The organism is Dyella nitratireducens (assembly GCF_014642835.1).
Taxonomy (GTDB): Bacteria; Pseudomonadota; Gammaproteobacteria; order Xanthomonadales; family Rhodanobacteraceae; genus Dyella_B; species Dyella_B nitratireducens.
Genome location: NZ_BMJA01000003.1, coordinates 306237 through 328464 on the forward strand (window position 1 = coordinate 306237; position 22228 = coordinate 328464).

General features: G+C 60.8%; 14 protein-coding genes. 4 read left to right on the top strand and 10 right to left on the bottom strand.

Features of this window, described 5'->3' with window-relative positions; translation table 11 throughout:
- The first annotated feature begins 118 nt into the window (after positions 1–118).
- Both IEX75_RS17340 and IEX75_RS17345 read left to right on the top strand, forming a co-directional pair.
- Complete coding sequence (locus IEX75_RS17340; protein ID WP_188796080.1) at positions 119–1147, top strand: NADP-dependent oxidoreductase; 1029 nt, start codon at positions 119–121, stop codon at positions 1145–1147.
- Between the two features lie 145 nt (positions 1148–1292).
- Complete coding sequence (locus IEX75_RS17345) at positions 1293–2597, top strand: Nramp family divalent metal transporter (RefSeq protein WP_188796082.1); 1305 nt, start codon at positions 1293–1295, stop codon at positions 2595–2597.
- Here IEX75_RS17345 and IEX75_RS17350 read toward each other — a convergent pair.
- The 3 genes from IEX75_RS17350 to IEX75_RS17360 all read right to left on the bottom strand — a co-directional run bounded on the left by IEX75_RS17350 (position 2581) and on the right by IEX75_RS17360 (position 4110).
- Complete coding sequence (locus IEX75_RS17350; protein ID WP_188796084.1) at positions 2581–3144, bottom strand: GNAT family N-acetyltransferase; 564 nt, start codon at positions 3142–3144, stop codon at positions 2581–2583. The genes IEX75_RS17345 and IEX75_RS17350 overlap by 17 nt on opposite strands.
- 4 nt (positions 3145–3148) lie before the next feature.
- On the bottom strand, positions 3149–3436 hold the full coding sequence (locus IEX75_RS17355) for a DUF2845 domain-containing protein (protein ID WP_188796086.1): 288 nt from the start codon (positions 3434–3436) through the stop codon (positions 3149–3151).
- Positions 3437–3576: 140 nt separating this feature from the next.
- On the bottom strand, positions 3577–4110 hold the full coding sequence (locus IEX75_RS17360; RefSeq protein WP_188796088.1) for a DUF3011 domain-containing protein: 534 nt from the start codon (positions 4108–4110) through the stop codon (positions 3577–3579).
- A gap of 273 nt (positions 4111–4383) precedes the next feature.
- Here IEX75_RS17360 and IEX75_RS17365 point away from each other — a divergent pair, with 273 nt between their 5' ends.
- Positions 4384–4722, top strand: coding sequence for a DUF559 domain-containing protein (locus tag IEX75_RS17365; RefSeq protein ID WP_188796090.1), 339 nt, complete (start codon positions 4384–4386; stop codon positions 4720–4722).
- A gap of 138 nt (positions 4723–4860) precedes the next feature.
- Here the strand turns inward: IEX75_RS17365 and IEX75_RS17370 are convergent, their stop codons facing one another.
- The 7 genes from IEX75_RS17370 to IEX75_RS24225 form a co-directional block, all read right to left on the bottom strand.
- The gene (locus IEX75_RS17370; RefSeq protein ID WP_188796092.1) at positions 4861–5319 is read right to left on the bottom strand and encodes a DUF4019 domain-containing protein; all 459 of its coding nucleotides are present in this window, start codon (positions 5317–5319) and stop codon (positions 4861–4863) included.
- 243 nt (positions 5320–5562) lie between these two features.
- A complete protein-coding gene (locus IEX75_RS17375; protein ID WP_188796094.1) occupies positions 5563–6396 on the bottom strand; it encodes an OmpA family protein in 834 nt (277 codons plus the stop codon).
- A gap of 19 nt (positions 6397–6415) precedes the next feature.
- A complete protein-coding gene (locus IEX75_RS17380) occupies positions 6416–14296 on the bottom strand; it encodes an ESPR-type extended signal peptide-containing protein (RefSeq protein ID WP_188796096.1) in 7881 nt (2626 codons plus the stop codon).
- Between the two features lie 730 nt (positions 14297–15026).
- Positions 15027–18254 carry an autotransporter family protein gene (locus IEX75_RS17385; RefSeq protein WP_188796098.1) on the bottom strand — a complete coding sequence of 1076 codons (3228 nt, stop codon included), beginning with the start codon at positions 18252–18254 and terminating at the stop codon, positions 15027–15029.
- Positions 18255–18974: 720 nt separating this feature from the next.
- Positions 18975–19958 carry an AraC family transcriptional regulator gene (locus IEX75_RS17390; RefSeq protein WP_188796100.1) on the bottom strand — a complete coding sequence of 328 codons (984 nt, stop codon included), beginning with the start codon at positions 19956–19958 and terminating at the stop codon, positions 18975–18977.
- 441 nt (positions 19959–20399) lie between these two features.
- Positions 20400–21053: a response regulator gene (locus tag IEX75_RS17395; RefSeq protein ID WP_188796102.1), complete on the bottom strand. Its 654-nt coding sequence runs from the start codon at positions 21051–21053 to the stop codon at positions 20400–20402.
- Positions 21054–21307: 254 nt separating this feature from the next.
- Positions 21308–21646 carry a hypothetical protein gene (locus IEX75_RS24225; protein WP_229720926.1) on the bottom strand — a complete coding sequence of 113 codons (339 nt, stop codon included), beginning with the start codon at positions 21644–21646 and terminating at the stop codon, positions 21308–21310.
- Between the two features lie 77 nt (positions 21647–21723).
- Between IEX75_RS24225 and IEX75_RS17405 the strand changes: the two genes are divergently transcribed.
- Positions 21724–22206: a hypothetical protein gene (locus IEX75_RS17405; RefSeq protein ID WP_188796106.1), complete on the top strand. Its 483-nt coding sequence runs from the start codon at positions 21724–21726 to the stop codon at positions 22204–22206.
- Positions 22207–22228: the final 22 nt, after the last annotated feature.

Sequence of the window (22228 nt, forward strand, 5' to 3'; positions counted from 1 at the left end):
GATTCAGACACATGACGTCGGATAGCATGCATAGACGCTTTCGCCGCACACAAACTCGCGCCTCGTTATCACGGCAACGGATACCACTAAGCGTGGCATCGCTCCCAAGGAAAATCCCATGACACCGACCGTCAATCGCCGCATCGTGTTGCAGTCGCGCCCACATGGCGAACCCAAGCCAAGTGATTTTCATCTCGAACACCAGCCGGTTGCGCAACCCGCCGAAGGCCAGGTGCTACTGCGCACCATCTATCTTTCACTGGATCCGTATATGCGTGGCCGCATGAGCGATGCCCCGTCGTACGTACCACCGGTAGCCCTCGGCGACGTCATGGTGGGCGGCACCGTGAGCCGTGTGGAAGTATCGCGCCATCCCTCGTTCAAAGTGGGCGATGTAGTACTGGGCGCCAGCGGCTGGCAGGACTATGCGCTTTCCGATGGCAACGACATCCACGCGCTCGACAGTCGCATCAGCCGGCCCTCGCTGGCGCTGAGCGTATTGGGCATGCCTGGCTTCACCGCGTATCACGGCTTGCTGCAGATCGGGCAGCCGAAGCCTGGTGAGACGGTGGTGGTGGCGTCAGCAACCGGTGCCGTCGGCTCGGCCGTCGGGCAGATCGCCAAGCTCAAACACGCACGCGCCATCGGCATCGCAGGTGGTGCCGATAAATGCCGTTATGCGGTGGAAACACTCGGCTTCGATGCATGCATCGATCATCGTGCACCCGACTTTGCCGAGCAACTGGCCGCGGTGACGCCCAAAGGCATCGACGTGTATTTCGAAAACGTCGGCGGCGCCGTATTCGACGCCGTACTGCGGCGGCTCAATATCGGAGCACGCGTGCCGGTGTGCGGCTTGATTGCGCAGTACAACGCAACGCAGTTGCCGGAAGGACCCAATCGCGTGCCGCAGTTGATGGGGCTGGTTCTGGCACGGCGCTTGCGCGTGGAAGGCTTCATCATCCTCGATCACTACGCGACCGAATTTGCGGATTTTCTGCGCGATATGAGTGGATGGGTGGCGCAAGGCAAAGTGACCGTGCGCGAGGCGTTCGTGGATGGACTCGAGCAAGCACCACAAGGCTTGATGGATTTACTGGCAGGAAAGCATTTTGGGAAGGTGGTGGTGCGGGTTGGCGAAGGGTGATGTCACGTAAAAGCGACACCCTATTGACCTGGGCTATCGCCGCCATCCGATAAATCGAATTCACCCCAACCGGCGGCGGCGCTAGATTCGGTCACGACAGTTACTGCGCCGGTGTGATCCGCCGGCAAGCCGAATACGTGTACCGATGAACACCCTGGTCCTCGATCGCCGCTTATCCAGCTCGGAGAAAATCACCCACTCCGTGCACGAAATGCTGGGCGAGCGGCGTGGCAACTGGCGCGCCTTGCTGGGTCTGGTCGGACCGGGTGTCGTCGTCTCGGTTGCGTACATGGACCCCGGCAATTTCGTCACCAATATCCAGGCCGGCGCGCAATACAACTACAGCTTGCTGTGGGTGGTGGTGCTGGCGAGCGCCACCGCGGTGTTGTTTCAAATGCTTTCCGCCAAACTGGGCGTCGTTACCGGGCACAACCTTGCAGAGTTGTCGCGCGAGCATCTGCCGCCCGCGCTGGTGCTGGGCATGTGGCTGGCCAGCGAAGTGGCTGCGATGGCGACGGATCTGGCGGAATTGCTCGGCGGCGCCTTGGGCGTATCGCTGTTGTGCCACGTGCCCCTTCTGCCCGGCTTGATCATCACGGCAGCCATCACGTGTGCCATGTTGCTGCTGGGAAACCGTGGCTTCCGGCCACTGGAACTGGCGATTGGCGTGCTGGTCGGAGCGATCGGCATGGCGTACGCCGCGGAACTGTTTCTATCTCCCGTGGCATGGAGCGGCGTGTTCAAAGGACTGGTTGGCCATGAGCTTCCCGACGCCAATGCCCTGAACCTCGCCGTAGGCATCGTGGGCGCCACGGTGATGCCGCATACGCTGTATCTGCATTCCGGCTTGACCCAGGCGCGCGTTCCCGTGCGAACCGATGCCGAGCGTACCAAGCTAGTGACATTCACCCATCGCGAAGTCGGCATCACCCTCGCCTTGGCCGGCTTCGTCAACGTGGCGATGATCATCGCTTCGGCGAGCGCCTTTCATGATCACCACGCCAACGTTTCCGACATCCAGGATGCCTATCGAATACTAGGGCCTGCGATGGGCGCTGCCGCTGCGGGCCTGTTTCTGGTCGCACTGATTTCCTCGGGGATATCTAGCTCGGTGGTCGGCACCATGGCTGGCCAGGTCATCGTGCAGGGCTTTGTGAAGTGGCGGATACCGCTGTGGTTTCGGCGCGCCATCACCATGCTGCCCAGCTTTTTCGTCGTGGGCGCCGGCATCAATCCCACCAAGGCGCTGTTGTCGAGCCAGGTGATTCTGAGCCTGACACTGTCACTGCCGATGCTGGCCTTGGTTTGGCTGACTGGCCGCCGCGATGTGATGGGTGTGCATCGCAATCGTCCCCGCTTGCAAGGGGTTGCGTGGGCGGCGACGGCGGCGGTGTTGGTACTCAATGCGACGTGGGTGCTGCAGGCTTTTGGCATCAACGCTGTTCGCTGATTCGGCTTTTCCAAGCCAGCCACTGCTCCTTCGTCAACGCCCACATCTCCTGCTGCGTATAGCCGGCATCCACAAATTTTCCCGGCGCGACACCGATGAACCTGGCACCGGTTTTCAGCTTGATGTTGCGAGAACGCTCATTGCTCACGGCATTGGCAAACAGCAGACGCTCGAAACCCAGTTCATTGAACGCAAAATCGTTCACGCGGATCACCGCTTCGGTCATGTAGCCCCTGCCCCAGAATTCGCGACCCAGCCAGAACCCGCGATTTTTCCGTTCGCCATCACGCCGCAAGTCGATGGCGCCGATCACGCCATCGACATCTTTGCGATGCAACCCCCACACCCAGCGATCGTGGCCTTGCACCGGCACGATCGCAGCGCAAATAAAGGCGCGCACGCCGCCCGTTGGATAAGGCCAGGGCACTTCCGCCGACAAGTGCCGGATCACGTCGTAGTCGACGAAATGACGCTCGTACGAATCGGCATCCGCTTCGGTGACGCCACGAAGTATCAGCCGTTCGGTAACGAGCGTCGGTATCGGCATGCGATCAATGGTATTGCGTTTGGAAGTCGGTGACCTTGCCGTTGACGATGGTGATGATTTCTATTTTGTTGTCCTGCACGTATTGCCATTGCTCGCCACGCGACACCTGGTCATCCGTCAGGCTACCGTCCGTCCGATGCAAATAAGTACGCACCGTTGGCGGACCCATCAACTGCTGCACATAGGCGGCGCTGTCACCGATCGTCAGCACCTTGTCACCCACGCGCAGCGATGTTGCGGCTTGCGCGGTGATACTGGCCAACAACAAACCTAGAAGAAGATAGCGGCGCATGACGAACTCCCTTTTCATTGTGTGGACGGCTTGATCAACGGATGCCATCGAACTGCGGGTGGGATCAGCGCAGCATCAGTCGGCATGTCTCCCTTCAAAGAGGCTGGGTTGCGCGCTGCGCTAACCCAACCTGCACGCCGTCAGTAGCGGCGATCCACGACGAAAACGGCACGGCAGCCGCGATCTACCCAAATGCCATCGCGTGACCAATCCCAGCTCCGACCTTGCCGGCAATCGGCGCTCGAGAGCTGGTTGACGATGCGCACCGAATCATCGCGGTGCAGCTCCGCAGGACAGTACTGGCGGCTGCCGCCGTGGCTTTCGCAACGCACTTGAAACGACTGTGGCGGACGACTCCAGCCAGGCCCCGGTCCGCCATAGGATGGCCGGCCGTATGCCGGGGCGAATTGCCCACGGCAGCCCTTGTCTACCCAGATGCCGTTGCGATCGAATCCCCACGTCTGGTCGCGTATGCAGCGCACCTTGGATGCCTGCTGCACCAGCACCGCATCGCGCCAGGGCACCTGGCAACGGGCGAAGCGGTTGTCGTTACTGGCGCAATACGCACCTTGTGGCCCCTGCTGCGCGTGCGACGGCGTAGTGACCGCCAACAAGCCAAACCCCACGGCCAATGTGGCCGCACCGCTCACCAAAAACTTGCCGATCACGCTCATGGATGCTCCTTTTTTCCGCGCAAAATATTTCGATACGGACGATAGCCGTATCGCCGCGGCAAGTCATGAGCTCCTGGCGGAGGGGTGAAAGCAGCAGTTCATGTTGAGCCCGGCTGCCGTGCCGTTGCGAAAACCGTGTTGGTCGACAATGCCTAAATGAGGCGGATGTGAGAGCCGTGAGCTTCTTACTTACGTAGATCCACTCCCTTCCCTGCGTGCAGGGGAGGGCCGGGATGGGCTAAATCAACCTCGCGACCAAACTACGCTATTGCGTTGAAAGAAAAATGGAACTACGCCAGACAACTACGGCGCAACAGTACGGACGCAGAGCGTCACTTGTGGCGTCATCTTCGCCACAGGAATTTGGAAGCTCATAAATTTCGGCGCCAATATCCGATCGCCGAATACATCGTCGATTTTGTCTGCCTGTCCGCGATGCTCGTGATTGAGATCGACGGTGGTCAACATGTGGACGCTGCAGAGTACGACGCAGTCAGGACTCGCAGGCTTGAAGCGCGAGGATTTCGTGTGTTGCGCTTTTGGAATGATGAAGTGCTGTTGCAGACGGGAGATGTCTTGGAAGTTATCTGGCAAAATTTGGTTGCACGCTAAAGCACAAGCAACCCCACCCCAACCCTCCCCTGCTATCGCAGGGGAGGGAGCACATCACCGCGGGATCGATCCCCTCCCCTGCTTGCAGGGGAGGGTTAGGGTGGGGTGCGAGCGAAGCGAGCGGGCAGTAGCCAAACATCACCGCAACGTATACCCCGTCACGCGCCACACATTGTCACCATCCAAGTGAAACGAGATCAGCTCACGCACCGGCTGTTTTTCATTGGCGAAGCGCGTAGCAAATGCCACGTTGGCGAACAGTCCCGGAGGAAGCTTCTTGCCGTCGGATTCACTAAAGGAAAGGTTCGCCGGCGTACGCGTTATCAGCGTTCCCACTGTGCGGCGATCCGTGCTGACGCCTTTCACGAAAGCATCGCGCGCCACCAGTTGCTTGGTCATGGCGGAAGCACCATCCCACACCTGCCCTTCCTGCCCCTTGTCGACCAGGTCGGCTACCTGCAAGGCAGCCTGTTCGAGTTGCTGGTTGCGCTGGGCGTATTCCTGCGGCGTGGGTTGATGAGTGGCTGGCGATTGAGCGAAAGCGCTGGCAGTGACGGTGGCCAGGGCGAGGAAAGAAAGACATGTCATGACGCGCATGATGATCAGCTCCCGAGAATGCTGTTTTGAAAAACAAACTTGCGACAAGCCTCAACGACTTAACTGCGCGATCTGCTCCCTCCGCCGCATCCATCGGCGGAGAGATGGGGCTATTGGCACTAGCGCCAATCTCGCCCCGTCGTCATTCCGGCGAAGGCCGGAATGACGGTGAGGGGAAAACAGACATCGCGCGCTATTCCCCTTTGTCTCAACCCTCTCCCAAAGGGGAGAAGGGCAAAATCTTCAACCTCGATCGTGCGTATCCACCCGCACCACCACACGCCGATTCGGCGCAAGGCAGGCGATCAGCTTGCTACGCGCCTGATCCGCGCACTGCACCACTGGCTCGGCCTTCCCTCGCCCTTCTGCACCAATCACATCCTGCGGCACGCCTTTGGCGACGAGATATTGCGCCACCGTATCCGCGCGACGCTGCGACAACACCTGGTTGTAGTCATCGCTACCGAGGCGATCGGTGTAGCCCACCACGCTGATATGCGCGATGCGATCCTTTTCATCCAGCAAGCGCGCTGCCAGTGCGTCGAGCTGCGCACGCCCGCCATCGGTGATGTCCTTGAGCGAATAGCGATCGAACGCAAACAGTGCGTCCGTCGACAGCGTGGTCTCCTGCGGTTCCGCCTTGGCAACCGGCGCAGGCGGTGGCGGATTCATGTAACGCGCGCAGTCTTCCGGCTTCCAGTAGAAACCACGTGCCAGCTTGTCGTGGTCGAACAGAATCTTGAACTGGCATACCGTCACCTGACCGGAACCTGCATCGCGGAAGTTGAACACGTAGTTCCACTCGCGCACGCCCCAAATGCCTTCTTCAAAATGCGGCCAGCCGATCAGCTGCGAGATCTGCTGCTTGTTGAGGCCGGCATGCAGCTCGCGCAAATGGTCGATTTCGGGGAACGTCCCGCCGCGATGCATGGGCGTCACGTCGTCCGGCTTTGGCCAAACTAATTCCTGCGCATTCGAACCATCCTCGGCGACGTTGCGGCTGACATTGCCGCAAGCGCTCAAGCCCAGCGCCAACAAAGCCACTGCCATTACCGAGATCTGCTTTGACGTTTTCATATTCATCGTCTCCCTGTCCTCACCAGACCACGTTGACGCTGCCACCCACACCCACATCGCCGCGCGTGTTGGATGAAGCCGCCAGCTTGAAGATGTAGCGCCCGCTTTCGGTGATGGTGGACAAACCCACCGCCATGCCCGCTTCGCCGTGATAGCTGCCAAAGCCCACGCCGAAGCTGCTCAGGTTGGGCTGATACGCCTGGCCCAGGCTGGACATGGCAATGCCTGCGGCGACACCGGCATTCGCGCGATTGGATATCGCGTTCAGGCTTTGATTGAGCTGCGAGAATTTCTGGTCTGTGTAGTTCTGCGCCCAGTTCTCGGCCGTCTGAATACCCGCATTCACCTGGCCGACGTTCGCCGCATCCGTAGCTGCCGTACCAGCCTGCACGTTGTGGATCTGCGCCGGCGTACCCGCCTGCCCCACGGTGATGCTGCTGTAGTTCACCGTGCCGTCGCTGTTCTTGTCGTACTGCACGGAACCGGCTTCGGCCGTCTGCAACTGGCCGACGTTCACCGCGTCGGTCGTCGCCGTACCAGCCGCTACGTTGGTAATCTGGCGTTGATCGGTGGACGAACCCACCGACACCACATTCGATCGGCCATCGTCGGTGGAACCCGCACCCAGTGCCACCGAGTTGTTGCCACTCGATGAGGAGCCATCGCCAATCGCCGTGCTATCCGTACCCGAGGCGGTCGACGAGGGGCCTTCCGCCACGGAATTGTTGCCGGTGGCCGACGCCGCGGTGCCGCTGGAGTTCGCCGAGAAATACTTGCTGCCGCCGTTGTTGATGTTGCTGACGGTGGTGTTGAGGTTGGCGATGGCGGAGGTGTTGGCATTTACCTGCTGGTTCGTTGCATACAGCTCCGAACCGTTGATCGCATCCGTGCTGGTGGCATTCACCTGCCCCGCCGCCACGTTGGTGATGGTGCGTTCGTTGCCTGCACTGCCCACACTCACGGTGCTGGTGGGATTGGTGCCGGCTACCGCATACGTGTTGCCGCCGACCGTCACGCTGCTGGTGCCTTGCACCGTCGACGTTGTCGAACCCGCACCCAACGCCACATCGCCCGCATTGGCACCCGCGGTGGCGCCGTTACCGATCGACACCGCATTGGTCGTGCTCGCGGTGGATACCGGACCGATCGCGACGCTATTGGTACCGATGGGCTGCGAATCGGCCAACGACGAGTTAGCGTGGAAGTACTTGATACCAGCGCCATCCACCGCACCACCGATCTGGTTCAGCACGCTTTGCACCGAGTTATAGGTGTTGCCGCCGTAACTCAGGTTGGTGGTGATGGCGCCGGTGGTCGAGTCGTAGGTGGTATTGCCGCCCAGCGACGAGGCGACGGTGTCGCCGAGATTGGTGACGGTGTTACCTAGGACGGTGGTCGCCGTGCTGAGCGAGGTAACCGCCTGGTTGGTGGCATTGAGCTGCGAGCCGTTGATCGCATCCGTACTGCCCGGGCCGATTTGTCCCGCTGCCACATTGGTCAACGTGCGTGGCGAAGTACTGCTGCCGATACTTACCGTGCTTGTCGCATTGGTGCCGGCAAACGTGTAGGTCGTACCGGCGATCGTCGCGCTCGGCGTGTTTACCACCATAGAGGTAACCGAATTCGCACCCAGCGCCACGTCACCCGCTTGCGCACCGGCCGATGCGCCCGCACCCAAGGCCACGTCGGTGGGATTGACCGTGGAAGAACCGGCGCCGATCGATACGGCCTGGATACCGCTTGCGGTGGAGTTGGTACCCAGCGCGATGGAGTCTTGCAGATTTGTGGTCGCGTTCTGGCCGATCGCGACACCGCCCGGTGCGTTTTGCTGCACCAGCGCACCATTGCCCATCGCCACGCCGTTATCACCGTTGCCTACCGTGTTCGGGCCAACCGCAATCGAATCGGTACCCACCGCCAAGGAATCGGGCGCGGTGGAATTGGCGTGGAAGTACTTGGTGGTGGTGGTCGCAAATGACGTCAACGCGCCGGTCAGCTGACGCACCGTCACCGCATCGTTTGATTGCGTACCATCCGCCACGTTGGTGATCTGGCGATAGGTGGTGGAACTTCCCACCGAGACCGCGCCGAGCAGTGTGCGATCGGTGGTGTTGTAGTTAATGATGGTGCCACCGATGGTGCCGCTGGCCGGCGTAATCGCGCGATCAGAGACCGATTGCGAACCCAGCGCCACGCCGTCGGTGATGCCGGCCGCTACCTGCGAGTTTTCGCCAATCGCCGTTGCATTGGTTGCTGCAGCCGATGCCGCCACACCCGCTGCCAGCGAGTTCGCACCCGTCGCACCGTTGTTGTTGTAATTGGCCTGCTGCGTACCGCCATCGTTGGTACTGTAGTAATGCGTCAGCCCGTTGTTGACCGTGGTGTTGAGCGCATCCACCGCCTGGTTCGTCGCATACAGCTGCGAGCCGTTGATCGCATCCGTGCTGCTGCCGCTGATCTGGCCTGCCGCCACATTCGTCACCGTGCGCGGCGCCGTCCCCGAGCCAACGCTCACCGTGCTCGTCGCATTGGTACCAGCGAAGTTGTAAGTCGTGCCGGCGATCACGGCACTTGGTGTATTCACCACCGTCGTGGTGACCGAACCAGAACCAAGCGCTACATCACCCGCTTGCGCACCAGCGCTGGCACCCGCACCCAACGCGATCGACTGCGCCTGGCTGGCGCTTGCCGCATCGCCAAAAGCGAGTGCGCTTGCCGCCGAGGCGGTCGAGGCATTGCCCAATGCCACCGCCCCCTGCCCCGTCGCCGTGTTGCCATCACCCAGCGCGACCGCGCCTTGACCATTGACGGTGTTGTTGGCGCCCACGCCAACCGCACCCGTGCCGCTGACCGAGTTCGGATCACCTATCGCCACCGCGCCGTCGCCATTCACGGTCTGCTGGTTACCCAGCGCCACCGCACCGGTACCGCCCAATACCTGCGATTGATAACCGCCGGCAATGGAACCCGTGCCCGATGCAGCCGCCACCGTGTTGCTGTCGCCGATCGCCATGGTGGACGCCGCGAGCGCCTGCGAGTTATAGCCAATCGCCGTCGCATTGGTTTGCGTCGCCGACGCCTTGACGCCAGCCGCAAGCGAATCCGTGCCGGTGGCGCCGTTGTTGGTGTAGTTGGTCTTCTGCGTACCGCCATCGTTGACGCTGTAGTAATGCGTCAGCTCGCCATTCACCGTGGTCAGCGTGTTGTTGATGCTGTCGACGGCCTGGTTCGTTGCGTACAGCTGCGAACCGTTGATCGCGTCCGTGCTGCCGGAACTGAGCTGCCCGGCTGCCACATTCGTCAGCGTGCGTGGCGATGTACTGCTGCCGATGCTTACCGTGCTCGTCGCATTGGTGCCGGCAAAGGTGTAGGTGGTACCGGCAATCGTCGCGCTTGGCGTATTTACGACGGTCGACGTGACAGACCCCGCACCCAATGCCACGTCACCCGCATTCGCTCCGGCCGTCGCGCCATTGCCGATCGATACCGCATTGGCCGTGGTCGCATCCGATACTGGCCCGATTGCCACGCTGTTGGTGCCGGTGGGCTGCGAATCGGCCAGGGTGGAATTGGCGTGGAAATACTTGATGCCGCCGCCGTCGGTGGCGTTGTTGATCTGGTCCAGCACGTTCTGCACGGAGTTGTACGTGTTGCCGCCATAGCTCAGGTTGGTGGTGACGGCGCCGGTGCTGCTGTTGTACGCACTGCTGCCGCCGAGCGACGAAGCCACGGTATTACCAAGGTTCGTTACGACATTGCCCAGGTTTGTCACCTGCCCGCCCACGGTGGTGACGGCACTGTTGGTGGCAAACAATTGCGAACCGTTGATCGCATCCGTGCTGCTGGCGTTGATCTCGCCCGCCGCAACATTGGTGATCGTACGCGGGCTGTTCGCCGCACCCACGCTGACCGTGCTGGTCGCATTGGTGCCGGCAAAGGTGTAGGTGCTGTTGTTGATGGTGGTGCTGGGTGTGTTCACCACGGCAGCCGTGGTGGAGCCGGAACCCAGCGCGACGTCGCCCGCGTTCGAGCCGGCCGTTGCACCATTGCCGATCGCCACCGCCGAGCCGATGCTGGACTTGCTGCCATTGCCGAGCGCCACGCTGTTCGCGCTGCCGGCGTTGGCATTGTTGCCGACGGCCGTTGCACTCGCGCCAGCAGCCGAAGCACTTACGCCCGCGGCCAATGCATTGCTACCCGTGGCGCCGGCATTGTTGTAGTTGGTATCCGTACCGCTGGACGTGCTGTTGACGCTGTAATCGTGCGTCTGCCCTGCCGTGATGTTCGACTGCAGCGTGTTCGCCACGCTATACAGTTCTGAGCCATTGATCGCATCCGTGCTGCCCGAACTGATCCGGCCCGCCGCCACATTGGTAATAGTGCGTGGACTACCCACCGCACCCACGCTAACCGTGCTCTGCGCATTCGTACCCGCAAAGCCGGAATACGTCGTCGTGCCCACGGTTGCACTAGTCGTGTTCACCACGGTCGACGTTGTGGAGCCAGAACCCAGTGCCACATCGCCGGCTTGCGCACCGGCGGTGGCGCCGGCACCCAATGCAATGGCGTTGGTCTGGCTCGCCGCCGCCGTATCGCCAAACGCCAGCGCGCTGGCAGCGGTGGCGGTGGAACTGATGCCCAGCGCCACTGCACCTTGCCCGGTCGCGTTGTTGGTATTGCCGATTGCCACCGCACCGTTGCCATTTGCAACGTTGTTCATACCTTCAGCGACCGCGCCATTGCCGGTGGCGGTATTGGGATCGCCAATCGCCACCGCACCATTGCCGTTGGCCGTCTGCTGTTGACCGATCGCCACCGCGCCGGTGCCGCCGAGCACTTTGGATTGATAACCGCCTGCGAAGGAACCTGTCCCCGCTGCGGCTGTAACCGTGTTGGTATCGCCAACAGCGACCGTCGACGACGCCAGCGCCTGCGAGCCATTGCCAATGGCCGTAGCGTTCGCGGCCGTCGCATTGGCAGCATTACCTTCTGCTACGGCATTCGATCCTGAAGCAAGCGCATGCAGACCGATGGCTGTGGCAGCCACCCCTGATGCCGTTGCCTGATAACCCGTTGCCAATGCAAAGGTCGCATTGGACGTGGCGCCGCTGCCCAGCGCAGTGGCCGTGGTGACTGCTGCGTTGGAGTTGTAGCCATAAGCGGTCGCCCAGTCGCCACTGGCAATTGCATTCGTGCCAGTGGCAGTCGTAAAGGAACCCGTAGCATTGGCATTGGCGCCTATGGCGGTCGAACCTCCTAGCGGCCCGGTTGAAACGGCGCTTGTACCAATGGCAATGCTGTTCGTAGCAGCAGCATTCGCAGCATTGCCTTCCGCAATAGAGTTCTGCCCCGAAGCTGTGGCATGGATAGCCAATGCCATGGCCCCCGTGCCTGTCGCGCTGGTCTGGAAACCGGCCGCATAGGCAAAATTGGCATTGGCAACGGTGCTTGAGCCGAGGGCCGTAGACGCCTGGCCTGAGGCGTTGGATCCCCACCCCAAGGCCACCGCCCAGCTGCCAGTTGCAGCGGAGTTTTCGCCAATCGCGGTCATGTAAGACGCTGTAGTTCCCCCTACCGCGTTAGCGTTGTAACCGATCGCCACCGCACCGCCCGACACGCCGGAGGCTGCCGCATTCCACCCCATGGCAATGCTGTTGCCTCCCGCGCTCGCCGCCGGACCAATCGCTACGGCATTGGTTCCCGTCGCACCGTTGTTGGTGTAGTTGCCCTGTGTAGTACTGCCATCGTTGACGCTGAAGTAATGCAGCGTCGCGCCGGTGATCATGGACGACAGCGCCTGATTCGTCGCATACAGTTCCGAACCGTTGATCGCATCCGTGCTGCTGGAACTGATGCGGCCCGCTGCAACATTCGTAATCGTGCGCGGCGCCGTGCCCGAGCCCACGCTCACCGTGCTGGTGGCATTGGTGCCGGCGAAGGTGTACGTGGTGCCGCCGAGCGTGACACTTGGCGTGTTCACCACCGTGGACGTCGCGGAGCCCGCCCCCAACGCCACATCACCCGCCTGCGTACCCGCCGTGGCGCCTGCGCCTAGTGCAATCGAATTCGCCTGGCTGGCGGTAGCCGTATCGCCGAACGCGAGTGCGCTGGCAGCCGTTGCGTTGGACGAATTGCCCAGCGCCACCGCGCCTTGCCCGGTCGCATTGTTAGTGTTGCCGATAGCTACGGCACCGTTGCCGTTGGCCGTGTCGTTCGCACCGGTTGCTACAGCACCATTACCGGTGGCGGAATTCGGATCACCGATCGCTACAGCGCCGTTGCCGCTCGCGATCTGCTGCTGGCCGATCGCCACCGCGCCGGTGCCGCCAAGCACTTGCGACTTGTAACCGCCTGCAAACGAGCCCACACCCGCCGCTGCAGCAACGGTATTCGTATCGCCGATGGCCGTCGTGGAGGCAGCAAGTGCACGCGAGCCATTGCCGACGGCGATCGCGTTTTGTGCGGCCGCGTTCGACGAAAGACCAATGGCCAATGCATCGGCACTGCTCGCAACCGATTGGCCGCCGATGGCAATGGCGTTGGCGCCCGATGCCACAGCGCCCGCCGTTGCGTTGCCGCCGATGGCTAGCGAACCAGCACCGGAGGCAGTGACCGCTCCTGTGGTCCCGTTGCCGCCCAAACCCAGTGCCGTGGAATAGGTACCGCTCGCATTCGAAAACGCGCCAAAAGCCGTGGATTCTGCCCCCGATGCATTGGCAATAAAGCCGACGGCAGTAGTCCATGTTGCCGCGGCATTGGCGGAATCTCCAAGCGCCGTTCCCCCATAACCCGGAGCGTTCGCACCATTGCCTACCGCAACAGCCTCGAAGGTTGTGGTGGTGCCATTTGGGGCTACGATGCCGGACGTTCCGCTTGCACTGGCGTTTGCGCCGATTGCGATCGGCGAGCCGCCACCCGTACCCGAAGCGACGGCCTTAGAACCCTGGCCTATGGCAATACTGATGCCGGATGCGCTGTTAGCGATGGCGTTCTCGCCAATGGCAATGGTGCTCGCCGTTGTCCCCCCTTCGATGGACTGAGCCCCTAAACCCAACGCGATGGCGCTGTTGCCGCTGGCAAAGGCGTTGTTGCCCAACGCTACAGAAGAAGTACCCGAACTAACAGCACCCGATCCGGCTGCAACCGAGCCCACACCGCTTGCCGTGACCTGATTGCCGAGGGCTAGCGCGTAGTTTGCTGTGGCGTTGGAGGTAGGCCCGACGGCAACAGCATTCGCAGCCGAAGCATTGCTACTTACACCTATAGCGACGGCGCTACTGCCGCTGGCAACAGACGACCAGCCCCCGGCGAACGCCTGATTGCCGATGGCGTTTGAGCTAACACCGACTGCCGTCGAGTTTCCTCCCGTAGCGTGAGCGAAGGTACCCAAAGCGCTATCGCCGGCTCCGGTGGCATGGGCGTCAACGCCAATCGCGACCGTATTGATGTTGCTTGAGAGAGCGCCCTGGCCCAACGCCACTGCCCCACCTTGAGCACCTGAAGCAACCGCTTGATAGCCGATAGCTATTGCGTAGTTTGACGACGCAGTGGCATCGTAACCGACCGCCACAGATTGCACTGCCGATGCGGTCGCGCTCGCACCCAGCGCCGTGGCCTGGTCCGCTGCCTGCGCGTTAAAACCCATACACGACGAGGTGCCGTTGTAGGCGTTGAAGGGCGAAGGCGAGCAGTTCGTCTGCGCTTCCACTCGCCCACCCCATGTACTCAAGCCCAATAGCAGCAGCACGCTGAGCATGCGCGGCGCGAGTGCCTGTAATGATGCGGCGTTGCTGTCACTGCGCTGGTCGATGACACTCCCGTGGCGACAGGTCGCGAACTCCGACGCCACCACAAGCTGCTTCAACGAAGCATTCCAGACCTTGCTATAGATCCTGTTCATAGCTGTCTCCCAAATCCGATTCCACGGACGGAAAAAATCAAGTCATCGATCGATGCAGCGAACTCAAGCGCGCAACGCATGGAATTTCCCGACAGGCAATGGATCCTGAGGCGTCGTCTCGGGGGGTGGAGTCAATCGCCGGCCGTCCGCGTCGTTTCGCGAACACATGCCGTCCTGGCATGCGGGAAAACTTTTCAACGGGTTCAGTACGTGTCGAGCGCGGCGATGCGCGGGCACTGAACGTTCGGCAAGTGGTGTTCGGGCGGGTGATAGGGATAGCTAACGGCACAGCCGTGCCGATGCGCCCTACCTGATGGATGCGCGCACGCGATGTGCAAACCGTTTGTGCCCGCGGTGTCGCAGCTGTGATTCATGATTGCCCCCGGCTTCGTGCCCCTGTCACAGCCGCCATGCGTCATGCAGATGACTGTTGGGTGATTGAAGCGGATGGGAGCGGAAACGGATGCACAAATTCGGCAAGGGATATAGCCAAATTCGGCAATTGTCGTATGAATTCGGAAATGGGCGGAGGGATTTGGGGAAAGCTGCGTAGGCTGGGGTGCGAACCCCAGCATTGCCATGCAGGCATTGCACCTTTCATGGCAACTTGCGGATGACGTTTCGTGGGCTCCACGCTAAAGCACAAGCAACCCCACCCCAGCCCTCCCCTACTGCCGCAGGGGAGGGAGTGCATCACGACGAGTGTCGAGATACAGGCTTAGCAAGCTGCTTACCAATTGATACGAATGCCGGCCTTGCCACCGTAACCGTCGCCATGATTGTCGATGCCAATGTCATAGCCGACGTTGGCGTAGACAAACACGCTCCGCGTCAGCTGCGTGCTGAGGCCGGCACGAAGACCAACCCACGAGCCTTCCAGATTGGAATGGAAGCTCACCGGCGCAGCGGGCGTGGAAAACGCCACACCCGGGTTGGCCATGAACTCGTGCCACACGTCCACGCGCAGCCAGGTGCTCATCAGCCTGGGTTGCGTGTCGTTGCCGAGTGTCCAGTTCTTCTTCGCCTCGGTGCCGAAACGGCCGGCCAGCGAGTTGGCGTTGTCGAAATACACGCTGGATGCCGCATCGTATGCATCGTTGAAAGACGTGGCTTGATACACCAGCTGCGCCTGCGGCACGAAGACCCAGCCGTTGCGCAGCGGTATCGGATAGCCGCCTTCGAGCGATGCGGCGACACCACGGCCTTCGGTCTTCAGCGGCGCCATACGCGTAGAGCTGGCCTTGATGTTGTAGCCCGTACCCTGCACCACCGTGTCGGTGTACCAGCCGGATGGACCGATATGCGTCCAGTAGCCGCCGAGCGTGTAGTTCTGCAGTTGATCGTGACCCGCGGTGATGCCATCGAAGTGCTTCACGTCGCCGGCAATCTGACCCAGGGCGATGTAGACACCGGCGATGTCGCTGCCGTTGTCGTGCTGGCCACGATACAGATCGACACCGGCCTGCACGGCGAACATGTCGTCGTTGTAGCTCGGCCCCTTGTCGCCGTAGATGCCGAGCGATCCGCCATGACGCGAATCGTGTTGTGCAATGACGCGCGCCCAGCTGCTGTTGCTGCTCGCATTGCTCGCCTGCAACACATCATCGCCGACGCGCTCTTGCAAGCTGTCCATCAGGCTCTGGCCATACGACAGCGCCATCGAGGGTATGGCGGTGTAAAGCGACACTTCCTGGCGATAGAGAGGAACGGTTTTCTGCGCGGGCGTCGTCGTTGTCGTGTTGGAAGATGATGGTGATGGTGATGGAGTCGGAGTCGGAGTCGGTGTTGGTGTTGGTGTTGGTGTTGGTGTTGGTGTTGGTGTTGGTGTTGGTGTTGGTGTTGGTGTTGGTGTTGGTGTTGGTGTTGGTGTTGGTGTTGGTGTTGGTGCTGGTGCTGGTGCTGGTGCTGGTGCTGGTGCTGGTGCTGGTGCTGGTGTCGGTGCCGGAGTGGGAGCCGGTGCCGGTGCCGGCGTCGCACACGCCGCAGCACCTGGCACCAACGAGCAATCGAGCTGCGAACGCAGATACCAGCTGTCGGCACTGCTGCCATCGGTGCTGCCGCGGAACAGCGAATACTCATACGGACCCGCTGCCACCGAACCGGCCAGGCTGAAGGCATTGGCGGACGTCGTGCCGCCGTTGATGGCTTCCACCACTTCGATACCGTTCGCCGTGGTCAGCGCACCAGGACCACCCGCGTTGGTAATCTGCAGCGTCGTGCTGCCGGTGGCCGTGCCACCGTTGATCACCAGCCTGTCCGATGCCGAACCGTCACCATCCAGATACGTGTTGAGCGCAACGACGCTGCCCGTACCGCCCACATAGCTGTTGGTGACGAGCTTGTTGCCGGTACCGGTGCCACCCACCTGCACCACGCCGTTGTTGTTCAAGGTGCCGTTGATGGTGAAGCTGCCCTTGGTGCTGCTGCCCAATGCCGACAACGCATCGGCCACGGCGATGGTGCCGTTGTTGGTGACGGCGCCGCTTACGCTGCCGTAGCCGCCCAGTGTCGCGCCCGATGCCACCGTCGTCGCGCCGCCACCGCTCAACGCCGCGCTGGCGTGACTGTCGTCGCCGACCACGAACGTGCCGGTCGTGACGTCGGTACCGCCGCTGTAGCTGCCATTGCCGTCCACCACCAGCACGCCGGAACCAGCCTTGGCCAATGCGCCGGTGCCGCTGATGTCCTGTGTGATGGTCGACTGGAAGCCCTGTGTATCGATGGTACCGCCGCCATTGTTCACGCTGATGGCGCGCGTGCTGGCAAGGTTGAAACTGCTGCCGAATTGCAGCGTGCCGCCGTTGAAGGTGATGCCGCCGCTGGTATCGCCCAAGGCGTTGTCCGCTGACGTGGATAACACGCCTTGCGTGAGCACGGTACCGCCGCTGTATGTATTGCCGCCCGCGGCGCTCGGCGCAAGCGTCAGCGTGGCCGTGCCGCTCTTTTCCACCGCGCCGGTGCCGCTGATCAAGCCGGTGTAGGTGCCGTCGCTATCCTGCTGGAAACGCACCAGGCCGTTGTCCGTCACCGCCAACGGCATGCTCTGCGAACTCGACTGCAGCGTGCCTTGCGCATCCACCAGCATGGTGCCGGTGTACTTCGAGTTGTCGCCATTGAGGATCAGCGTGCCTTGCTGCACTTCGGCGCTGGTTACACCGATGCTGGTGAGCGCGTTGGCCAGGGTCCAGGTGCCGCTGTCCTGTTTTTGCAACGTCTGGAAACGGCTGATGGTACCGAGCGTGCTGCTGCCGGTGCCGTTCAAAGTGATCAGGTTGCTGCCACCGCCGCCATCGATGCTGCCGGTCACCGAGGAGCCGGTGTAGAAATGCAGGGTGTCATTGCCGCCTGCGAACGCCAGATTGCCGATCACCTGGCCCTGGTTGGTGAAATCCACCGAGGCGCTGCCTGAAGCGCCAAGCACATCGCCATTAGCCACGTCGGTCTCGATGACGCCAGTCGCACTGTTGATCACGGCGTTGGAGCCGGACATGGCCTGAAACCAGATCGCTGCAGCGTGGACGGCCTTGATGGTGCCGTTGTTGACGATGGTATTGCCCGTACCTTCCGGGTTCACCGCTTCGGCATCGGTTTCCGTGCCAGATGCGAGCACGGTGGCACCCTGTTCTACTGTCAGTGTGGTGTTGCTACCGAAATCGATGGTGTTGCCGCCGGTGCCATAGGTACCTTTGCTGCTCACGGCGCTGTTCTGCACCAGCGCACCCGACTGCAGCAGGATGGTCGAGTTGTTCCCCAGCGCAATAGCCGACGCATCAGCCACCACAAGCTGGGCATTGGATTGCAACGTGACGGAAGCGCCGGAAGCCGTACTCGCCCCTGTGCCGATGGTGCTCGTCCACGGCGACGGCGTGGTCGTATCGCACGTGGTGGCGTTATTAGTGGTCGTGCAATTGGCGTGTACCTGCGAAGCCATCAGCGCCACGTAGGTCAGCACGGCCACACTGGCAGCTTTACGTCGTGGCCATGCATGATTATTTGAAAAAGTGCGGGAATGAGCGGCAGTGGCAGCGATAGGATGAGTTGTTGTGTTTTTCATGACTGGTCTTTGCGTTATTTGAAATTCTTTTTCCCGCATGACTGCAAAAGGCACGCAGCAGCCCACGCCGCCGCGTTGCGTCGACGCAGACTTGTTCGTATTCAGTGCGGAAAATCAGCAGACACTGGGCTTGCGAGTGCACTACCGTGCCTCGCCGCCATGCTGCCGTTTCGTGGTGCATAGGATAACCACGAACCTAGCGGTCGCAGACCAGACGATTCCTAAAATAAAAACAGCTAATGACTGCTTTTTGTCCCTTTGCTTTGGGATTTATCCAAAGGGACTAATTTTTCTGTCATGACTCATTATCTAGAAAATCAAACAGTGGCCTGATGTGCTAAATGACATCTCAGCAATATGCCACCGGCGTAAACAAAGCAAAGCCGCTTGCTCAAGCACGCATCTCGATTAATGCAAAAGACCATCCCCTCCCCTGCTTGCAGGGGAGGGTTAGGGTGGGGTGCGAGCGAAGCGAGCTGCTTGAATGTTGCCCCGAGGCATATCCTGGCGAAATTTGGCTATGCGCTAAAGCACAAGCAACCCCACCCCAGCCCTCCCCTACTGTCGCAGGGGAGGGAGCTGTTTCCGGTGCCTTGCAGATCTCGCTACGAGAACGAAAGAAGCTCAAGAAGCGAAACTGCACGCCCTCATCAGCGTATCGCTCGGATGCTCATCAAACGCCCGCCGGTAATTCGCCGCAAAGCGCGACAGATTCCAGATGCCGCAGCTCATCGCCACCGATTTCACCGACAGCCGTTCGGTGCTGCGCATGGACAACTGGCGACTCGCCTCATGCAGCCGCAGCAAGGTCAGATAGCGGGTGGGCGAGACGCTCAGCAAATCATCGAAGCTCATGCGCAGGCTGCGGTCACTGATCTGCGCCGCAGCGGCGACTTCGTCCATATAGATGTCGCGTTGCAAGTTCTCGCGCATGTACTGCACGGCCTTGCGGAAGGCAGGGTATGACGCGCGATAGTTGGCGCAATACGGTGTGTGCAATCCACCTTGGTCGGACAGCGCCCTGATGCCCCGCTCATCGGCCAGGAAATCCACCGATCCACTTTCCGTAAGACGCCACAATTGCTGGCTGTTTCCCTCCACCAACCCCTGATACAGCATCCCGTACAAAGCTTGCAGCGGTGTGCCGCGATGGCATTCCGGCTTGAACAAGGTGAATTGCCGGCCAGGCAGGTTGAAGAAATCCGCGTGCGCGTCGATCGCGCGCTTGGCACCACCGTGCAACGGCACCAGCGCCATGCTCACGCGCGACGCCGGCCCCAGCATCAGTTCGCATGCGCTGCCGGGGAGCACCAGCAGCATCGTGCCGGGTGCCAGCGACATGCCGGCGCACCAGCTTTCCGGCGCCACGTCGTGCAGATAGCACGCCAAGTAGTGGCCTTGCGGCAACACAAAGCGACCGTGCAATGCAAAATCGGTGACGAAGCTGCAAAAGCTGGCACCACAGTGCTGGTAGCTGCCGAAGGCACCACTCAGCCCGCCCTCCTGCAGCGAGATGGCCTCCAGCCGGCAGGTTTCCTGCAGCCGGCGGATGATGGCCAGGCCAGGCAATGAACGTTTGCGTTCGACAGCGGATTCGGGCGATTCCATGCGACGTTCCCAATGCAAAGATCGATGGCCGCGGCACGCGCAAGCAAAAACGTGTCGCTGGGCAAAAAAGAAGCACGGCGCCGCGCGCCGCGCTTTATCACCGCATGATTGCTGGAGGTTTGTGTCGCACGTACTTGGCGTCCGCGTGCCTGACAGCACCGAGCCCTGCACCGCAAAGGTATGCGTATAGCATGAAGAGCGACCCCTGTAGCCCTAAATCAATGGCATCCGTTTATCCATGACGCGATGCCCCCTGTATGCACTCCATCACCGCGAACCTTCCATGCAACGCACTTATGGACCGGGTGGAATGCCTACGCCATTAAAGGCTTGCTCGAAGCATAGGTGGCAATTGGATCGAACGAAATAAGAGGAATCTCAATCAGCGTCAAGATGGCGTGATGACGGCGTGATTTCGTGGCGCGCATATCACCACGCACGTCAACCCGCCAAGCCATGCGTCCGCGCATACTCGAACAGTTGCCCATCGCTGCTGAGCCCCAACTTTTCCATGGCACTACGCTTCTGCCGGCTGATGGTCTTCACACTGCGATGCGTGAGCGCGGCAATATCTGTAATGCTGCGGCCTTGTGCAAACATGCGCACCACTTCTGCCTCACGCATGGACAGCACGGGCACAGCCTTGCCGGCCTGGCTACGGGCGGCGTAGCCATCCAGATGCTCGCCAACCTGCTTGCTGACGTAAGTTCGGCCGGCGCGCACCGTGCGCAGCGCAATCAACATGTCTTCGACCACGCGCGCCTTCTCCACGACGGCATCCACACCTTCCTGATAAATGGTGCGGAAGATCGCCGAGTTGCGCATCATCGTCAGCACCACGATCGGCAGCTTCGGATGCAGCCGGCGCAATTCATGCAGCAACGCGACACCGTCGAGCGCGAGTGACGTTTCGTCTTCCTCGGGCATCAGGAAATCGACGATGACCAGATCGCACCGCGTACCAGCCAGCAGCTTCAACAGGCCACGGCCGGTGGATGCTTCGCCGACAACCTTATAACCCTCACCACTCTGTTCCAGGATGGTGCGCAAACCGATGCGCACTACTTCATGGTCATCCGCTATAACGACCTGCACGCCCCACCTTATTGTTCCTGGCCTTGCGCGTGGCACCACGCCGCAAAGCGTTGTTGTTACTTCCGCAGCGTGCGCTGCCCGTTGTCGCTTGCTTTTTTGCCAGGATCTGGGTTGTTGCCACCATGCATTGACCGGATGTCAGTTCTCCCTCACTGCCAGCACCTGTCATTACATGCACGCGCCCGGCCCACAGAGACTGATTTACTCCTTTGAGTCCACGACCTTATCCCGATGGGTGAGTCGTATTCGTCTTACTATACTGTCATAGCAGGCCAGCCATCAAAGCTGTGATCTGCATCACAGTGATCCGCAAGAAAGCGCAAGCCTTGTGCGAGCGACATGATTGCCTCAAAGCAGCGAACATCACTGCCGCGCATATCGAAGATGTCGCCGATATGTTTGGTCGCCTGGGAAAGCATTTGCCTGATCCTGCAACAGCAATGCTGCGACATCACCGTGTCGGTGAGCGTTATGAAGGTGGCGTGATGAAACGGGCGCCATCGCATAACACCATTTGTATGTTTGCGCGTCTTTAGGTGACGAATGCGCGCAATGCGTTCAATTTTGTGATGGCTGATACGCCAGCAGCTCATCCATTGGACTAGCGTCCCTGCAAATAGACGCCTGCGCTTATCTCGAAAGCGTACGCCTGCTGGACAAGGAGGGTGTCATGCACACCAATGCGCGCTTTGCCGCCATGGTTGTTTTTGCCCTGCCCGCTTTTGCCATGGCTCAAACAACGCATGACGCCTCCCGGATTGGGGGATCCATCTATCCCACCGTCATCCAACCCTCGTCGCTAGCTGCTCCGATTTCGGCAGTCCACGCACAACCACTTGCGACAGTACAAAGCATCAACGCCGTGTGCCTCACATCGCAAGCGAACGCCGAACGGTGCCCTGCGCAGGCGAATATGGCGTTTTGCGACGTGGACAGCGTGGGTTTGTCGCACTGTTTGTCGCATTACGCGAACGTATTAGTGAAGCAACCCGCAAGAGCGAGGCGTACGTTGAGTTTTTTAGTGCGGGATGCAAGCGGTGCTGTGCGCATAGTGACAGTGCTGGCAACGGCGAAACAGCGTGATGAGGCGATTGCCAAGGCGGCATTGGAAGGTATGTCGGGCGCGGCTATTGTTGCGACGGGCTCGCCGTAGATTGAGGTTGAAGTGTAAATCC

Coding starts and splice junctions, on each gene's coding strand:
- IEX75_RS17340 (WP_188796080.1), top strand. CDS start 119: ATGACACCGACCGTCAATCGCCGCATCGTGTTGCAGTCGCGCCCACAT.
- IEX75_RS17380 (WP_188796096.1), bottom strand. CDS start 14,296: ATGAACAGGATCTATAGCAAGGTCTGGAATGCTTCGTTGAAGCAGCTT.
- IEX75_RS17360 (WP_188796088.1), bottom strand. CDS start 4,110: ATGAGCGTGATCGGCAAGTTTTTGGTGAGCGGTGCGGCCACATTGGCC.
- IEX75_RS17390 (WP_188796100.1), bottom strand. CDS start 19,958: ATGGAATCGCCCGAATCCGCTGTCGAACGCAAACGTTCATTGCCTGGC.
- IEX75_RS24225 (WP_229720926.1), bottom strand. CDS start 21,646: ATGAGCTGCTGGCGTATCAGCCATCACAAAATTGAACGCATTGCGCGC.
- IEX75_RS17350 (WP_188796084.1), bottom strand. CDS start 3,144: ATGCCGATACCGACGCTCGTTACCGAACGGCTGATACTTCGTGGCGTC.
- IEX75_RS17355 (WP_188796086.1), bottom strand. CDS start 3,436: ATGCGCCGCTATCTTCTTCTAGGTTTGTTGTTGGCCAGTATCACCGCG.
- IEX75_RS17405 (WP_188796106.1), top strand. CDS start 21,724: ATGCACACCAATGCGCGCTTTGCCGCCATGGTTGTTTTTGCCCTGCCC.
- IEX75_RS17370 (WP_188796092.1), bottom strand. CDS start 5,319: ATGCGCGTCATGACATGTCTTTCTTTCCTCGCCCTGGCCACCGTCACT.
- IEX75_RS17375 (WP_188796094.1), bottom strand. CDS start 6,396: ATGAAAACGTCAAAGCAGATCTCGGTAATGGCAGTGGCTTTGTTGGCG.
- IEX75_RS17345 (WP_188796082.1), top strand. CDS start 1,293: ATGAACACCCTGGTCCTCGATCGCCGCTTATCCAGCTCGGAGAAAATC.